At 52.1% G+C, this 17,961-nt stretch carries 10 protein-coding genes; 3 read left to right on the forward strand and 7 right to left on the reverse strand.

Annotation, left to right across the window (positions count from 1 at the left end):
- Nucleotides 1-256: 256 nt before the first annotated feature.
- Together M0Q23_03135 and M0Q23_03140 are read left to right on the forward strand one after the other, a co-directional pair.
- The gene (locus M0Q23_03135; GenBank protein ID MCK9527640.1) at nt 257-2,416 is read left to right on the forward strand and encodes an acetate--CoA ligase family protein; all 2,160 of its coding nucleotides are present in this window, start codon (nt 257-259) and stop codon (nt 2,414-2,416) included.
- 384 nt (nt 2,417-2,800) lie between these two features.
- Nucleotides 2,801-3,505 carry a cytidylate kinase-like family protein gene (locus M0Q23_03140; protein MCK9527641.1) on the forward strand — a complete coding sequence of 235 codons (705 nt, stop codon included), beginning with the start codon at nt 2,801-2,803 and terminating at the stop codon, nt 3,503-3,505.
- Nucleotides 3,506-3,588: 83 nt separating this feature from the next.
- Here the strand turns inward: M0Q23_03140 and M0Q23_03145 are convergent, their stop codons facing one another.
- A complete protein-coding gene (locus tag M0Q23_03145) occupies nt 3,589-5,469 on the reverse strand; it encodes a GNAT family N-acetyltransferase (GenBank protein MCK9527642.1) in 1,881 nt (626 codons plus the stop codon).
- A 973-nt stretch (nt 5,470-6,442) separates the two neighbouring features.
- On the opposite strand from M0Q23_03145, the gene M0Q23_03150 reads away from it, so the two are divergent.
- Nucleotides 6,443-7,894, forward strand: coding sequence for a catalase (locus M0Q23_03150; protein ID MCK9527643.1), 1,452 nt, complete (start codon nt 6,443-6,445; stop codon nt 7,892-7,894).
- A gap of 264 nt (nt 7,895-8,158) precedes the next feature.
- On the opposite strand, the gene M0Q23_03155 is transcribed toward M0Q23_03150, so the two are convergent.
- The 6 genes from M0Q23_03155 to M0Q23_03180 form a co-directional block, all read right to left on the reverse strand.
- Complete coding sequence (locus tag M0Q23_03155) at nt 8,159-8,590, reverse strand: response regulator (GenBank protein MCK9527644.1); 432 nt, start codon at nt 8,588-8,590, stop codon at nt 8,159-8,161.
- A gap of 44 nt (nt 8,591-8,634) precedes the next feature.
- A complete protein-coding gene (locus M0Q23_03160; GenBank protein MCK9527645.1) occupies nt 8,635-9,036 on the reverse strand; it encodes a response regulator in 402 nt (133 codons plus the stop codon).
- The gene (locus M0Q23_03165; GenBank protein ID MCK9527646.1) at nt 9,011-12,664 is read right to left on the reverse strand and encodes a PAS domain S-box protein; all 3,654 of its coding nucleotides are present in this window, start codon (nt 12,662-12,664) and stop codon (nt 9,011-9,013) included. Before M0Q23_03165 ends, M0Q23_03160 begins: the two co-directional genes overlap by 26 nt.
- A 289-nt stretch (nt 12,665-12,953) precedes the next feature.
- Nucleotides 12,954-13,847: a glycyl-radical enzyme activating protein gene (locus tag M0Q23_03170; protein MCK9527647.1), complete on the reverse strand. Its 894-nt coding sequence runs from the start codon at nt 13,845-13,847 to the stop codon at nt 12,954-12,956.
- 234 nt (nt 13,848-14,081) lie between these two features.
- Nucleotides 14,082-16,487: a hypothetical protein gene (locus tag M0Q23_03175; GenBank protein ID MCK9527648.1), complete on the reverse strand. Its 2,406-nt coding sequence runs from the start codon at nt 16,485-16,487 to the stop codon at nt 14,082-14,084.
- A 559-nt stretch (nt 16,488-17,046) separates the two neighbouring features.
- On the reverse strand, nt 17,047-17,406 hold the full coding sequence (locus tag M0Q23_03180) for a carboxymuconolactone decarboxylase family protein (protein MCK9527649.1): 360 nt from the start codon (nt 17,404-17,406) through the stop codon (nt 17,047-17,049).
- Nucleotides 17,407-17,961: the final 555 nt, after the last annotated feature.

Raw genomic sequence — 17,961 nt, forward strand, 5'->3', positions numbered from 1 at the left:
GTGTTTACCATTGACCTCCGGGGCGGTTCTCGCTATATTCCCACTAATTCTGATTTCGACGGCTCCGTGAAAAATCACCGGAGGCATGATTTCCGGGACGAGAGTCGAATGCTTGATTACGCTCCCTCCTTCGTCACTTCGGCGTATCCCGAAGTACGCCTCATTATCGGCGCGTGAGGCATGGGGGCCATAACCGGTAACGGGTGTGTGATCTGTTGCACCGCAGTCACTGATTCACAAACAGGAGTCCGCTACGATGGAATATTCGATCCCGAACAATCTTGATGCCATTTTTGCCCCGCAGTCGGTGGTGGTGGTCGGCGCTTCGACCACACCGGGGAAGGTGGGACATGACATCTTCGCCAATATCCTTCAGGGGGGCTTTACCGGAACCCTGTATCCGGTCAATCCCACGGCCAAGTCCATTCTCAGCGTTCGAGCCTATCCAGCCATTCGGGAAATCCCCGATATGGTCGATCTTGCCATAATCGTCCTGTCTCCTCAGGGTACGCTGAAGGCGGTCGAAGAATCTGTGGAGCACGGCATCAAGGGCATCGTCATCGTATCCGCCGGTTTTCGCGAGGTGGGCGATGAGGGACGAAAGTTGGAGGACCGCATCGTGTCCATCTGTCGTGAAGCGGGAATCCGGCTTATCGGACCGAACTGCCTCGGAGTCATCAATCCCATCCCTGCCGTTCGCCTCAATGCCAGCTTTTCCTCTCACATGCCCGCCACGGGCAATATATCGTTTATATCCCAGAGTGGCGCCTTGTGTACCGCCGTTCTTGACTTTGCCGCCGACCGTGGGTTTGGTTTCTCTAAATTCGTTTCTATCGGCAACAAGGCCGATGTGGACGAACTGGATATTCTACGCTACCTTCATACCGATCCCGATACGGCGGTTATCATGCTCTACGTGGAGGAACTGCGTAGAGGTACGGAGTTCATAGAAGTTGTTAAAGAGATCACCTCCGGAAGTCGTCCGACCCCGGTGCTTGTCGTCAAATCCGGCCGTACAGGGGCGGGGGCACAGGCCGCGAGTTCCCACACAGGGGCCCTGGCGGGTACTGAAACGGTTTACGAGGCGATCTTTAAGCAATCAGGGGTAATTCGCGCCGATACGGTGGACGAATTATTTGATTTCGCGAATGTTTTTTCCTACAAGCAAGAAAGTGCCCTGGGCAAGTTGCGGCGCAAGCTGCCGAACGGGAACCGTGTGGCCATTGTCACCAATGCCGGCGGGCCGGGAATCATTGCTACCGATGTGACCGTTTCGTCGGAGTTGGAACTTGCCGCATTTCAGGACGAAACCATACGGGAGCTGGCCAGGCACCTGCCCCGGACCGCGAATATCCACAATCCCGTGGACGTTATCGGAGATGCTACCCAGGACCGCTACGAAAGCGCCCTGCGGACAGTCATCAACGATCCCGGGGTGGACGGAGCGCTGGTCATTCTAACCCCGCAGTCCATGACCAACGCTCTGGGAACGGCGGAAGCAGTGGTTCGTGTGGCACGACGGACCGGGAAGCCCATTCTCTGCTGTTTCATGGGAATCATCGATGTTTCCCCGGGAGTCAAGTTTCTTCAGGAACATGGCTATCCCGTATACAAGTTTCCTGAAAACACCGCAAAGGCATTCAGTGCCCTTTACAGATATGCCCACTGGCTCAATCGCCCCCAGTTACCGGAGCTCACCCTTGATCATGATCGGGAGAGGGCGCGCACAATAATCGAACGATGCGCCGCCCGGGGCCGAACCTATCTCGGAGAACTGGATGGCCTGGAGCTGCTTCAGTGCTATGGCTTTCAAACCCTCCCGACACAATTGGCCGGAAATGAACAGGAAGCGGCGGACATTGCCGAAACCATAGGTTTCCCCGTGGTCATGAAGATCGTTTCCGACCAGATCATACACAAGTCAGACGCGGGCGGCGTTATGCTGAATCTCAACAGCAGGGAGGAAGCCGGGGATGCCTTCCGCGGGATTATAGCCAACGCCGGCAGATATGATCCGGAAGCGCTGATTCAGGGCGTTCTGGTCCAGAAAATGGCTCCTGCCGGAGAAGAGGTAATCATAGGCATGAAGCGTAACGCCGTGGGTCCCCTGCTCATGTTCGGTCTGGGAGGTGTTTTTGTTGAAGTTCTGGGGGATGTTGTTTTTCGGCTCGCGCCCATTGCCCGGAACGAGGCGCATCGCATGATCCGGGAGATCCGGGGCTGGAAGTTGCTCCAGGGCTTCCGTGGCCGTCCCGTTGCAGATACCGATACCCTGGAACGGTTGATGATGTGTCTCTCCGACCTGGCGACGCATCATCCTGAAATTGATGAGATGGATATCAATCCGCTGCTGCTGCACGCTCAGGGTCACGGGGCGACCGTGGCCGATTGTCGTATCATCTTGCGCTTCGACTGAGAGGGCACGCCTTCGAGGGATCCTCATCGAGAGAGATGCAGGGCATCACGTAATTTACCTTGCAAGTAAGAGGGAAAATCTATAGCATGTGACCATTTCCGAAATGGAGGGCAGGCTGAACCTCTTCAGGTCCGTTCCAGGTTCAGAGATCTTCGGCTGTTCGAGAGCATGAGGCGGGGTCCGAAAAGCGCACGTTGTTGTCTCCCGGCAGCCGGTTCAGGGGAATTTCAGTGTGTTGACGTATGAGACCTTTATTGGTCATTTCGAGGGGCATCACGACGAGAAATCCATGTCCCGAGCAAAGTGACGGGGGAGAGGTCGAAATGACACAACGGATAGTTTTTCAAAGACTTTGACGTATGCCGGAAGAAGGAGTGAAATAGTATGAAAAGGTCATCCCTATCCAAAAAACCGTTCGAGAAGATCGTGGAAGAGCAGATCAACAGATGGCAGATTGAACAGAAGAAGAAGTACAAAAGCCCGATCCGTCCGGTAATTACCATGTCCCGGTTAGCCGGTGCCGGGGGGAGTATAATCGCGCAAAAACTGGCAGAAAGTCTGAGTATAGATTTCTTTGATTCATCAATCGTGACAAAGATCGCAGAGAACGCGAAGGTGAGCGAACAGGTTATCAAAACCCTCGATGAACAGGACCGGTCGATTTTTGATGAATGGCTTCAGGCTTTGGATGATCATCACCTCTGGTCCTACGAATACCTGGATCACCTTGTAAAAGTGGTGAGCGCGATCGGTGCCCACGGCTACGCGATCATTGTCGGACGAGGCGCCAGCTTCATCCTGCCGCAGGAAGTATGTCTCCGTGTTCTCGTGATCGCGCCGCTTGAAAAGCGAGTAGATTCCTTCGCTCAGCAGTACGAGGTTTCAGAAAGCGAGGCGAAAAAGCAGATTGTCATGGCGGATTCTGCCAGGAGAGGCTTTATACGCAAGTACTTCAGCACGGACATGACCGATCCGATGCATTACGACTTGGTAATCAACACGAAAAACCTCGATTTCGATGTGGCGGTAAACATCATAACAGAGGCTTTCAACTCGCGGCAGTGGTATAATTACAACCTGAAACGATAGGGTAGTGTGGCGGGACTTTCCGGTCGGTCAGGAAACAGGGCGAATCCTCTTTCCTGACCGGCTTTTTTGTGAGCGCGAGAGTGTCAGACCTTGTCTCTGAAGGTCATTTTCAATTCACTGACACCCGCGATAGTTCTTTTGTCAATATCGAACCCTCCTTTTTCAAAAACATGCAACATGGGAAGGTTGTCTGAAAAAACCTCCGCGGTGAACCCGATAAGTCCCTGGCGCTTGGCCAGGTAGGTCAGATACGAGAGCAACTCCGTGCCGATGCCCTTGTTTTGATAGTTATCTCCGACGGTAAAGGCGACCTCCGCTGTGTGTGTATCAGGATCAATAAAAAATCGACCGACACCGACAATCACTTCTCTGCCCGGTTCTCCGAGAACGGCAAGTATTGCCGCTTCCCTGGAATAATCAATCACGACAAATTCCTGGAGCTGTTCATGAGGTATATTAGTCCGGACAGTCATGAATCTCCGGCTGAGGCTGTTTTCCGACAGGGAATAAATAAAGTCCTTGAGCAGGTCTTCGTCACTGATTTTTATTGGCCTGAAACGGACTTCAAGACCTGACTTCGTCGTCCTGCGCGTTTCAAGTTCTGCGGGATAGATGCCCTTTTCTCCAGGAATGAATGCCTGGTCTCTGTAAATCAAGCCGGCTTTTTTGGCTTCGGAAACGAGCCACGGCCTGAACTTCGGATGGGCGATGGCGATGAGGTCCATTGCCCGTTCCCGAATGCTTTTCCCGTGGAGGTAGGCTATTCCGTACTCAGTGACAACATAATGGACATCTCCCCGTATGAGGGTGGCGCTGGCTCCTTCTCCCAGAAACGGTACAATCCGTGACAGTGTTTCTTGCCTTGCCGTGGATTTGAGGGTCAGGATGGTTTTCCCTCTTTTTGACAGAGGAATTCCCCTCATGAAATCCGCCTGCCCCCCCACACCGCTGTGGGATGTCTTGCCGATGGATTCAGCCGTTGCCTGGCCGGTAAGATCAATCTCCAGCGCGCTGTTGATAGCCGCCATGTTGCTGTGTTGGGAGATGATGAGGGGATTGTTGGTGTAGTCGATAGGACGGAACTCAATGGACGGGTTATCATGAAGATACCGATAGGTGTCACGCTTGCCCATACAGAATGTCGCAACGGTTTTGCCCCTGTCTATGCTTTTGCGCGAATTGTCGATAACATTGCGTTTCATAAGTTCCACGATTCCATCACTGATAAGCTCCGTATGAACGCCCAGATGTTTTTTCTCTAAAAGATTGGCGAGGATGGCGTTGGGAATGCTTCCGTAGCCCACCTGGATCGTATCACCGTCCTCAATGAGACGTGCTACGTTTCTCCCGATTCTCTGAGCGATCTCGCTGTCGGCCTGAGGCACATACTCGAGCAGTTCCTCGTCGTAGGCTACGGCGAAATCAATGTCATCGATGTGAATAAACGTGTCACCGTGTATTCGAGGCATATGGGAATTAATCTGTGCGATTACAACGGGCGCGTTCCTTACGGCGGACATTACAATGTCCACGCTTATTCCGAGACTCATGAAGCCGTGTATATCCGGCGGGGACGTCTGTATAAGGGCGACATCAATCTTGACAAGTCCCTCGCTCATGAGTTGGGGGACCTGGAAGAGAAAAATGGGGGTATAGTCCGCCAGTCCCGTATTGACGGCAGTACGTGTACTCTCGCCGATAAAGAAGGAATTGTGGCGGAAGTTTTGCTTGTATTTTTCCTGCGCGTAGGGGGCGACACCCAGCGTTCTTACGTGGATCACTTCCGCGTCGACAAAAGCCTTGGGCTTCGAGTCGACATAACTGATCAGGCTCTGGACAAGATACTGAGGCTCGGCACAGGCGGAGCCTATGAAAATGGTGTTACCTCTGTGAATATGGCTGAAAATTTTATCAATACTGTCAAATTTTTCAGGGCACGTATTACACCAATGGTCCAATGGCATGTCGAAATTTCCTTTTCAGAAACCTTGCTGGTACATATGTCCGACCCTTCTTCAGGCATCCATGAGGGTACTGAAGAATGTAACTTTCCATATCTTCATTATCTTACACACTTTTTAAAGTCCGTCAATTGTTAGTTTTTCAGGCATTTTTTCTTGACAAAAGTTTCCTGACAGGTCTCAAGTACGAACATGTGATCGCTGATGTTGCCGGGATGTAACGAGCGGGAATCACCATGTTTCACATCACCACCCAGCCGACCTTCACACTCGTGCTCTTGACGTAACGGTATCGACCCTTCTGGAGGAAGAGAGCTCAGTCATTCCCATATCGTTAGTTAAAAAACCAGCGTCAACTGATTGTTCGGGACGGAGCACGTTTCGGCTATTCCTATGAAGCCGTGGCCCACAAATTCTCGGATAAGGTGATGGAGCCTTTCGTTATCACTCTTCCCCGAAAGGCCAAGCGACGAACCCTATTGCTCCTCGAAATGACAAAATGAAAGGTCTCCCTTTAAGAGTCGTGCAAGCAAGGCGCATACGCCTTGAGGAATGAGGCGTACATTTGAGTGCGCCTCAGGCACGAAGGATGCTTGCAACGCAACATCCGGTTAGAGAGCCGGAGGTCATGCCTCCGGTACCATTTTACGAAGCCGTCAAATAGTACTCTACGGTGGATCGTGCCCGAATGATAGTTTCGATCCACGCCATAGAGCGTTTTTATGTCAGAAAAAAGCTCTGTAGTCAAGTCATGCCGAATGGCACAGTTGATAAAAAATAGCTTGTGAATACAGGTACAATAATGCATAGTACACAGATATTCGGGGGGTTGAGATTTCAACTCAAAACGGACGCCCCCACCGGGAATGGTCCGGCGATTCGTGCCCCTTCGTCTGGAACAAGGAACGACATCGGGTAGCCGCGCCGCCCGACTTTTCGTTGGATTCAAACACCGAATCGGGAAAGGAGAATGAAGATGAACAATGGAACGAAGAAACTGACAACAGCTTCCGGGGCGCCCGTCGCGGACAATCAAAATGTGATGACCGCCGGTCCCCGGGGGCCGCAGCTGCTTCAGGATGTCTGGTTTCTGGAGAAACTGGCCCACTTCGATCGCGAGGTCATACCCGAGCGACGTATGCACGCAAAGGGGTCGGGCGCCTACGGCGTCTTCACGGTAACCCACGACATTACCCGCTACACCAAGGCCAGGATAATGTCGGAGGTCGGCAAGAAAACCGAGCTCTTTCTGCGTTTTTCGACAGTGGCCGGCGAGCGTGGAGCAGCTGACGCCGAACGTGACATTCGCGGCACAGCCATCAAGTTTTATACCGAAGAAGGCAACTGGGATTTGGTCGGCAACAATACACCGGTCTTTTTTTTGCGCGATCCGTTGCGCTTCCCCGGCCTTAACCGCGCGGTGAAGCGTGATCCGCGTACCAACCTGCGCAGCGCCAGGAACAACTGGGATTTCTGGACCTCGCTTCCTGAAGCCTTGCACCAGATCACCATTACCATGAGCGATCGCGGCATACCGTTGAGCTACCGCCACATGCACATGTTCGGCAGCCATACCTTCAGCATGATAAATGCGCAAAACGAACGTTTCTGGGTTAAATTCCACTTCCGCACCCGGCAGGGTATAAAAAACCTGACCGATGCCGAGGCTGAGGCAGTGATCGGCACGTGCCGCGAGAGTCATCAGCGCGACCTCTATGAAGCGATCGAGGACAAGGATTTTCCGAGCTGGACGATGTTTATTCAGGTGATGCCCGAGAAAGATGCGGCCGGGATGCCATACAACCCGTTCGACCTGACCAAGGTCTGGTACCACAAGGATTACCCGCTTATCGAGGTCGGTACTCTCGAACTGAACAGGAACCCCGAAAACTACTTTGCCGAGGTTGAACAGTCGGCCTTCAACCCCGCTAATATTGTGCCCGGCATCGGTTTCTCACCGGACAAGATGTTGCAGGGAAGGCTCTTCTCCTATGGCGATGCCCAGCGCTACCGTCTCGGCGTCAACCATCACCAGATTCCTGTCAATGCGCCGCGCTGCACAACGAACATCTACCATCGTGACGGTTCCATGCGCGTCGACGGCAACCAGGGAAGTAGATTGGGGTATGACCCGAACAGCTATGGCGAATGGCAAGACCAGCCCGAATTCCGGGAACCGCCTCTGGCACTGGATGGAGCCGCGGACCACTATCCCCAGGACGACGATTATTATACGCAGCCGGGCAAGCTCTTCCGCCTGATGAATGCCGGGCAGCAACAGGCGCTTTTCGATAATACGGCCCGGGCCATGGGCGATGCGCCCACGGAGATCAAGATCCGCCATATTGGTAACTGCCTCAAAGCTGACCCTGCCTATGGCGAAGGTGTAGCCGACGCGTTGGGCATCGCGATGAGCGAAACGAAATGATACCGTGATGTGATCACGACGACGTCTTCGTACAAAGCGTCACAGCCCGCCTCCGGCGGGCCTGTATCACAAAACTAACGTGCTATAAGCGCGGGCATCGTTGAGTAGGAAAGTGTCCGATAGAGAAGGGTGTTACAAAAAGTCCTCGAGGCACGGCGCGCGCATTCTGATCACTGAGGCGTATCGTGGGGTACGTCTCAGTGACCAGGAGGAACAACGGCCGCGGTAAAACACGAACATGAGAGAAACGTACGTGGCGCATACTTACGTCAGGAACCATCCATCCTCGTCCGATGTTTCCTTTGGAACATGAGGAAGTCCAAGCACCATGTGCATCTTCTCAAGCAGATTGTTGACGTTGATCGGTTTGGCAATAAACATTCTGTTGCCCAGCATCCCATCACTGTCTTTAATCTCTGAATCCTTCACAATCGCGGTAACGAAGATAATGGGAATCGAGGCTGTCCGGGGGTTTTCCAGCAGTTCCTCAGCAACTACAGAGCCGGACATACCAGGCATCATAATATCGAGGAGAATAACATCCGGGTTTTCTTTTTTTGCCAGACTAACTGCCTTTCTGCCGTCGGTGGCGGTCATTACCTTGAAATTAGTCATCGCCTTGATCGCCTGCTTCGTAAGAGAGCAAAAATCTTCTTCATCATCGACTACGAGAACCTTCCTCACTTTTTCCGACATGGTACACCTCCATCACATCAGGTAGCATCCCTGGTAATTGCCTCTTATCGATAACGATCGATGACAGATCGTATGAGAGTCTCGATTTTTTCAAGATTGAAGGGCTTGGCAATGTACGCATCGGCGCCTGCTTCAAGAGCCTCCTCCGCGACCGTTTCATTAATAAGGGCGGTCATGATGACGACTGCCGTCCGGGGATGAGAGCTTTTTATCCGTGTCAGGACCTCCATTCCGTGTATCCCCGGCATAAGGAGATCGAGCAGGACTACGTCAGGATTAAGGGTTTCGACCTTTCGCAGTGCCTCTGATCCGTCAACCGCAGCATATACTCTGTAGCCCCTGGAAACAAAATATTCAGACAGATACCCTACCATTTCCTTTTCATCATCGACAATGAGAATTTTGCTCCGATCCTTTGAATTAATCATCCGGCTGTGATGCGGCATGGGTATTTCCTTTTACAGGCAGTTGTATGATAAAAGTGCTTCCTCCCCACTCATTGTTTTCAGCCCAGATGCTGCCGTTGTGCTGTTGAATGATTGCATGAGATATCGACAAGCCAAGACCCATCCCTTTACCCTGGCTTCGCGTGGTATAAAAGGGCTCGAAAATCTTGCGAATATTTTTTTTCTCAATGCCTGTTCCTGTATCAGAGACAACGATTCTCAGAAAAGTACCCTTGCTTGTCTCCTGATATTTTTTTGTTTCTATCGTCAGCAGCTTATGGTCCACTTTTTCCATGGCAGCCATCGCGTTCGAAAAAAGATTTATCAATACCTGCTCGATCCTCTTCCTGTTCAGAGGAATTGCCGGCAGCGATGGATCCAGCAGGACGTCAGTCATGACTCCCTCTATCTTCATCTGAGTCCCATATACCGTGATAACCCGGGAAATCACGTCGTTGATATCTTCAGGGATCATATCGTGCTGGGTTTCGGGCCGCGAAAGCTCCTTCAGATTATCGGTGATCGCGACAATTCTGTCGATCTGGTTCATGCAGACGTTGAGTTTGTCGGAGACATGCGGGGGGATGTTTTTCATGTGTCCCACGATCTGCAGGGCCACGGACATGATGCCCACGGGGTTTAGTATTTCATGGGCAACACCCGCCGATATGCGGGTTAAGGAGGTCAATTTCTCTGATTGCTGCAGCTGGGTTTCGAGGTTTATGCGCTCTGTTTCATCCCGGAAACATTCAATGGCCCCGATAACGGTCCCCTCCGCGTCTCGAAGCGCCGATGCCGTGGCCGTCAAATACAGACCCTGTTTCGATAGGGCGGGTGTGAGGGCTTCCCCGTAAAGAGTATCTCCCTGCCATCCGATACGGGAATGGTCTGTGTGCCCCTCGAGCTCGGGGTGGAGGACTATGTCGATCAGCATGGGCCTCCTGTCTCCGTAAAAAGGAAGAGCGTATTCAGAGTCGTTCTTGCCGAGCATATCTTCTTTTGCGGTGCCGGTTAGTGCCTCAATTGCACGGTTCCACGCAATGATCCTTCCTTCATTATCGATAACCATAGTAGGGTCGGGCAGAAACTCGATGATACTTGACAAGGTGTCCTGCGACCGTCCAAGTTCTTTCCAGGCTTGCTCCCGTTCCGCGACCGCCTGTTTACGGGCGGTTATATCTTCATAGAGAACCTGGAACTGTCCCTTCCCGTTCCACAGAACGGGTTTTCGCCAGACCTGCAAGTGACGGGTTGTCCCATTTTCCCCCATGATTTCGATTTCGTATTCCTCTCGTCCGGCTATGCCGGAGCGTCGTTTTTCTCTACGAACCTCGCGCTCCTCGAGGCTTTTCATAGTATAGAGAGGAGCCGGAGAAACCTCTTCGCTGCTGCTGTCGTATCCAAATATATCCAGGAAGGCACGATTTACATACAGCGTATCTCCCTCGTTCGAGACTATGCGCACACCGAAAGGAGAATCTTCAAGCGACTGTCGGAAGTTATGCTCGCTTCTTTTCAGGACTTCCTGGGCATTCTTGCTTTCAACGATAGATTCGATGTTTCCCAGAAAGGAGACAACGAGGTTGGCGTCCTGATCATCGTAATCTGCTGCTTTGTTGGCGACAGCCACGATGGCGGTGATCTTCCCCCTGGAGAGTCCGGGAACGATCATCAGGTTTCGCAGAACGACATGACCTTCAGGGAACCCTCCCCGCAGATGCCCGACGGCGGTTAAGTCGTTTACTATCAGAGGTCTGCGGGTGCGGATAGCCTCGGCCCAGAGGCCTGCTCCCGCAACAGGAAAGGTGGTGGGCTCGTTGATTACAAAGCAGCTTCTCCTTGCCTTTTCGGAGAAGGAATGAACGGTCATGACCGACTCATCCGTATTCAAATAGCCGAAAAATGCCAGGGGGCTTTCCGTCAGATCCGTTATCGACATAATAATCTGATCTGCGACGCCTGCCATATCGTCCGCGGGAAGAAGCGTAACATTCCAGAGTGCCTCGAGTCTTTTGACGGCAATACGTAAGATTTCCTGGGATTCTCTTTTTTCCGTTATATCCCCCGCGAATCCGTGCCAGAGCGTGCCGCCGTCCGGTACGTGCTCGGGCGTAGCCTTTCCCATGATCCATCTGATCCCTCCGCCGGGAATCCGGACACGAAATTCGCATCCCCAGTCACGCATGTCCTTCGCTGACGATTCAATCGATTTCAGTAACATATCTCGGTCTTCAGGTACGACAACATCCATGATGGGTGCGAAACTCTCGCGCACATCATCGGGAGTACAGTGAAAAATATTCCTGATGCTTTCAGTGGCAAAGGGGATACGGTAGGTTCCATCAGGATTCCGCATGAACTGGTAGATGATTCCCGGTGTATTGGCAGCCAGCTTATTGAGCCGGATGAGGCGTTCTCTGGTAATCGCTTCGAGTTTCTTGCGTTCTGAAATGTCCCGTACGATCATACAGGCTCTGTGCCGACCTCGTCTGTCGGTGAATGGTTTCGACGACACTTCCGCGGGGAACGTCTCACCCGTGGCCCGTACAAGCGTCACCTCCGCATTCGCGACCAGGCCGTTTCTTTCCTGTTCTTCCAGCACCGCCGCCAGGCGGGGATCGGAATCATCCACCATTTTGTTTCGACCAATCGTACGGATCTCATCAATCGACCTGCCAAACAGAGCGCAGGCCGCCGGGTTGGCTTCGAGGACCTGGCCGGCAGGAGAGACTGACAGGATGGCGTCGTGAGACTCTTCAAAAAGAGTGCGATACTTTTCTTCACTTTCCCGGAGTGCTTCATGTGCGAGGTGCAGATCGGTTACTTCACGGGCGAATATGGCAACACCGGTCACCCTGTCCTCGTCGTCGAAGACGGGGTAGCAGCGCTGGTCGAAGGTCCTTCCTTCTCGGGTATCTTCAAAAAAAACCGGTTTACCCGTGGCAATCACTTTGTCGTATTGATACTTTCTGCGTGTGGCTGTTTCTCTCGGGAAATGGTCATATAAACAGGTTCCCTGAAATTCCTGAAGTTCCTTTCCTAATCTCCGGGATGCCGACGTATTTGACAATAAGACGATACCTTCCGGATTGATCAACACCATGCTTTCCTGGACGGCATCAAAAAATGCGCTTATTGTCCTGTCTTTTTTGCGAGATTCCTCTTCCGCCCACTTTCGTCCGGTAGTATCCCTGGTAACTCCGTGAATCTCGGCCAGCGCTCCTTGATCATTGCGGATCCCACTGATAAGGGTTTCTCCCCAGCGGGTCGAACCATCTTTGTGATAATACTCGGATTCAATAGTTACGGTCCTGTCCGGGTCCGCAATAGCCTGCTTTTCGAGGGCGAGTTCCCGTGCCAGAGTATCATACACAAGTGACAGTGACGCCGGCGTCAACTGGTCGGCAATACTCTGAAGCCCCCATTCTTCAGGGGTGAATCCAAGCATCTTTTCAATTGAAGGGCTGACATAGATAACGCGCAGATCCAAATCCCGAATCCACACGACATCCGTCATTTCCTCGGCAAGGAGTCTGTATCGTGCCGCCCTTTCGCGCAGTGCTTCCTGCTCTTCCAAGAGAGAGAGCTCTTTGCTCGGATCTTGAGTGGTCTTCGACCGGTCGGCCATGAATCCTCCCTATAGACCGTCGCAGCATATAGAACTGAAACATGGTAACAGTGGTGGGAACGACGAATAATCTTAAGTTTAATCGAATTTTATGGAAATGTCAAAAAAAAGAAAGGGAATCAGCGAGAGGGTGAGGTTTTTCCTCCGTTGCCTGTCGTTCTTCACCCATAGCCTGCGGTGGAACGCGACTTTCATTGTAGGGTATGAAGTCGGAAAAGGGGAGGATGGCGGCTTGTATTATCGCTACGCCGGCACATTTTCCCCTTATCGATGCCTTGGCAATCACCAGCTAGACAATACCGGCGGATACACCGTATTCCATTTCCAGCCTCTTGCATATGCCGGTGATTTCTTCCCTCCGGTAAATCTTTCGCGAGCCGGGGAAATATACCCTGTCCAATGCCTTGTACTTTCCCACGCCAAGGTTATGGTAGGGTAGCACATCGACATGTTCGACGCCCAGTCGCAGAAGAAACATTCCCGCCCGCTCAATGTCGGAATCAGCATCATTGATGCCGGGAATGAACGGTAGCCGAATCAGGACTTTTTTGCCCAAAGCGAGCGTTTTTTCCAGATTGCTGATGATCAGCGCATTGGAAACACCGGTCAGGCGCTCGTGCTTAGACGGGTCGATGCATTTTATATCCCAATACAGAAGGTCGATGTAAGGGAGGACTGATCGCACCTTTTCCCAAGCGGCGTATCCGGAGGTGTCGAGAACGCAGTGAATGCCCTTTTCTTTCAGTTTCCTTGAAATTATGCGGATGAATTCCGCCTGCATAAGCGGTTCTCCTCCGGAAAAGGTGACCCCTCCGCCTGAATTGCGATAAAAAAGACTGTCTTTTGTGGAAGCAGCGACTATTTCTTCTGCCGACATCGATCTCCCGGACATTATCCTTGCGCCGGAGGGACAAGCGTCGGCACATATCCCGCAGGCCCTGCAGGCCGCCCTGTCCAGAAAGACCGTTTTGTCCTTCTTAATCGTATTGGCTCCGTTTGGACAGGCTTCTATGCAACTGTAACAGGAAAGACACAGGTTTCTATAATACAGGAGTTGTACTTTCTCGCTTTGGGATTCGGGATTGCTGCACCAGGAGCATTTAAGCGGACATCCCTTGAAAAAAACAGTTGTTCGGATACCGGGCCCGTCATTCAGAGAAAAGTTTTGAACATCAAACACCATGCCATCCACAGTTGATTTCGCCTTAGCAGGAAGTGATCGTCAATTCTGAAAGCTCGGCATTGACGTCCTCGTAAAAAGGTACCGGGGGCATGCCTCCGGTACTGTAGCCGGATGCCTGATTGCGCTCCGGCCTTCGTCACTGCGGCGTACCTCACAGTACGCCTCATTCCTCAAGACGTGCGCGCCGTGTCTCAAGGAGCTTTTTAAAAGCCGTCCTCTATCGGGCATCGATTTTTACGAGATCGTCAGCATCGTTCTTCTGATGATTTCATCTTGTATCCCCTTGTCGAGCCGGACGAAATAGGCACTGAAACCGGCCACCCGTACAGTCAGATTCTTATATTTTTCGGGATTGCGTTGCGCCTCCACCAGGGTTTCATTGGAGATGCTGTTGAATTGCACATGATATCCGCCTAAATCAAAATAGGATTTAATCAGAGCTATGACCTTTCTCATCCCGTCTCCGTCTTTAAAAATCGACGGATGGAGTTTCATGTTCAGATGGTTTGATGAGTATTTTACCGTGTCCAGCACGCGCGCCGCGGAACGGGCAAGGGCGGTGGGACCGGCAACATCAGTTCCCGCCTGGGCGGAAACACTGCCGTCGCAGAGGGCGAGACCGCTTTTTCTTCCGCTTGGCAAAGCCTTTGTTCGCGCTCCCGTGTGCCAGTGCAGGGAATGAGAATATGCCTCCGGTACGGAAGGATTTCCCATGCAGTCTGGTTGCCTCGTCGCTTCCTCATAGAAAATATCGAACCACTCCCGGGCTATATCGTCGACGTAAGGATCGTCATTGCCGTACTTCGGAGCCTTGAGGCACAGCTTCTGAATCCGTGAATATTCTGTGCCCTGGAAATCAGCCTGCAAAGCATCTGTGAGTTGGCTCATCGACAATACTTTGTCGTCGAAAACCAGCTTTTTGATAGCGGCGAGCGAATTGGCCAGATCGATATTCCCAACGATTATTGTTCCCATTTCGCCGAAGCACTGGCCGCCTTCACTCAAATCAGTCGCCGTTTCGATGCAATTGTCTATTATTGCCGACGAAAAGGTCTGGGGAAGAATTTCCGCCTGCAGCGCGAATCCTGTTGAATCGAAAAAACGACATTGTTCCAGGAGATAGGCGAGCTGCTTTCTGACCGCGTCGTGCAATTCCTGGTAAGAGGTGAACGCCGCCGGATCGCCTGTTTCCAGGCCGACCTTTTCCCCTGTATAGGGATCGATGCCGTTGTTCAGGGCAATTTCAAGCATTTTTGCCACATTAAACGCCCCCTCCCAAGGGGGATTAGTCAAATTACCCAGCACGCTGACAACACAGGAACCCAGCACCGTTCTTTCTCGGGCATCTTCCAGGGAAACACCGGGGAAATTATAGAGCCAGCGTTCGATCGTCTTGTCGGTATTATGGAACTGAGGCTGTCCCAAGCCGGAATCCTTGATCAATTCCATGCACTTGAGCAGAAAGTCCTCGGGCATTTTGTCGGTGTAATAGCAGGCCAGGCCCGGTTCGATTACCTTCATCTGTTTCTGGGCTTCGAGCAGCAAGTAATCCAGTTCCGTCGTGCCGTCATCTCCTTTCGCCGTATAGCCGCCCATGCTGATCCGGCAGGCGTTGAATCCCTGGCCTGCCGTACTCCAGACGTTGGATGCATAGATGGTGGCTCCCATGATCTTTGCGAAAAAACCCTGAATAAGTTCGATTGCCTGTTTTTCAGTGATTCTCCCTTCTTCCCGGTCCCGGAGATAAAGCGGGGTGAGGGGTCGGGATATGTTACCGATGGCTAACCCTGCCGGACAGGACATTTCGATTACAGAGGCCATATAAAGCAACAGTGTGGACTGAATACCTTCGTGAAATGTCCGCGCCGGGTTTTCCGGCACCCAGTCCAATACCGTGGCCATGTGGTAGAGTTCTTTCTTCCGCCCGGGATTCTTCTCCGTTTTTGCCGTTTCCCGGGCGAGTTCCGCGTAGCGATGAGCCCAGTTGATGACTGCCTGCAGGGACTTGCGCATGGCCCTCAACAAAATTCTCTGTTTCGTTGTCTGGATCGTTCCAATGGGCGGCAGACTTTTTTCCTTGGCGGCGATTTTTTCCAATTGAGCACGAAGCCCCCCGGCCGCCATTTGAGCCGGTTCCGTACAAATAACCGAAGGGAGGGGAAGGCCGCAGCCGTCGATATACATCCCCGTTTTGCCCAGGGTTGCCCAGTCCGTTCCCGTTGACTCCTCAAAAATCGACCGCGCTCGTGAATAGGCGCATGTATCGCCCCAGACTCTAACGGCTTCATGAATATCCTTCATGGCCTCATCATCGATGACATACTCTCCCATGGTATTGTGCAGGCGGTAGCCCTCAAGGTTTTTACTCATCCAGCGGCAGGATATTTCTATCCAGGGCATTGCCGAGAGCTTATATTTGCCGAAATCGCCGACCAGGGGATTGTCGTCAATGAAAAGGGTCTTCTCCCCCAGATATTTTTCAAAATACGCGGCCCTTCGCTCGGCCGGAGGAAGCCCTTCCGTTTCCTTGTAAGATTCCAGAAGCACACGGATTCGCTCAGTATCAACATAGACAGGCGAGTCCAGTATTTCTTCCTTTATTTTTTTCATGCGGGGACTCAATAGCGAATTGTGGGACATACTCCGACCTCCTTCGTACGGGGGAAATAATACTTATGCCGGTCGATCGATGCATCATGGATATGCCGGCAATGTGCGGAAAAGAATGCTCCCTGGAGGGCAAAACAAGACCGCTGATCGTGATCGTCCAGCTAAACCATTTGGTGTGCCCTGTCAATTAGTCATTTTAACCCGGACCATCCTCCATTAGCCTTAGCCGAATTGAACCACTCAAGACGGTGGCCTGTGCTCGGGATCGCGGCATTGTTCCGGACATATTCTAAGGGAAACAATCAAAGACACATGTTCGATCCGACCAATCCCCCGTGACGTGTCGTTTTCCAGGCTGTACGGGCTGGTGCCGGCCGTCGGTGGTGTGTGGAGGTCGAAGGCAGGGAAAAACAGTGACGGCTTCGTACAATGGTAACGGAGGCATGACCCTTGGTATTATAACCGGATGCTTCGTCGCATTCATTCCCTCGTCACCGTGATGTGCATCACGGAACGCCTCATACCTCGGGATGCGTGTGCCGTGCGTGCCCGCGAACCTTCTTACGAAGCCGTCATAGGTGCTTCAGATTCACGTGCCAGATCCTTCCGGGAAAAGCATAGAAACCGTATTCATGAAAACCGTCAAAATTGGGCCGAAGGCCAGACTGCCACCCATCAACAGACCAACCGAGGCCGATTCCAATAATTCCTCGCGGGTCGCTCCGGCTTCTTTCGCCTGGGCGGCGCGAGCGGCCACGCAATATTCTGAGCCATGGGCAATACCGATGGCAAGGCACATCAATGTCTTGGTTTTTCGATCCAACGCACCCGGCTGGAGAGCGGTTTCATTTAGATTCGTGAATGCTTTCAGGGTGTTCTTATCGGCTTTATGAAATCGCGCCACTGCACCTTGAAAACCGTCAAGAAATTTTTTTGGATCCTCTATCATGGAATGTGTCCTCCTTTCCTGGTGAACAGTTAGAATTCTATGGTTTGTGAACAGATTGTCGACACGTGATAAGCCTCCCCCTGAAGGTAGCAATCCGTAGAGACCTTTAAAACTATCGATTTTGTCATTTCGACCGCAAGGAGAAATCTTGCAACATATCGATATTAAAGAAATATTTCTCGTCGCGATGCTCCTCGAAATGACAAAATTCAGATAAAGGTCTTCCGTAGTGTACCTTATTCTCGAAAGAGGTCAATTTTTGATTTCACAACGCCATCGCCAGTTCTCGCCCGTGACACTGGCGGAAGCCTTCTTCTGCTTCCTCGATGATTCGAGGGGATGGCTATCACGTGAAAGGGTTTGATCGCGTTGACTCCTGAAGGCACAGTCGTGGAACGGCACGGTTCGTACGAATCACGCCGCACGAGGTATTCGCCGCTGAGGGAAACGACCTGACGATGACGGCCGACATCACGCACCCAGGTGTCTGATGCCCCGGGTTAAATCCTCCATCTTCAGAGTCGGGCTGAGATCTGGTGAAACCCGGGACGGCAG

Source organism: Syntrophales bacterium, assembly GCA_023228425.1.
GTDB lineage: Bacteria > Desulfobacterota > Syntrophia > Syntrophales > UBA2210 > MLS-D.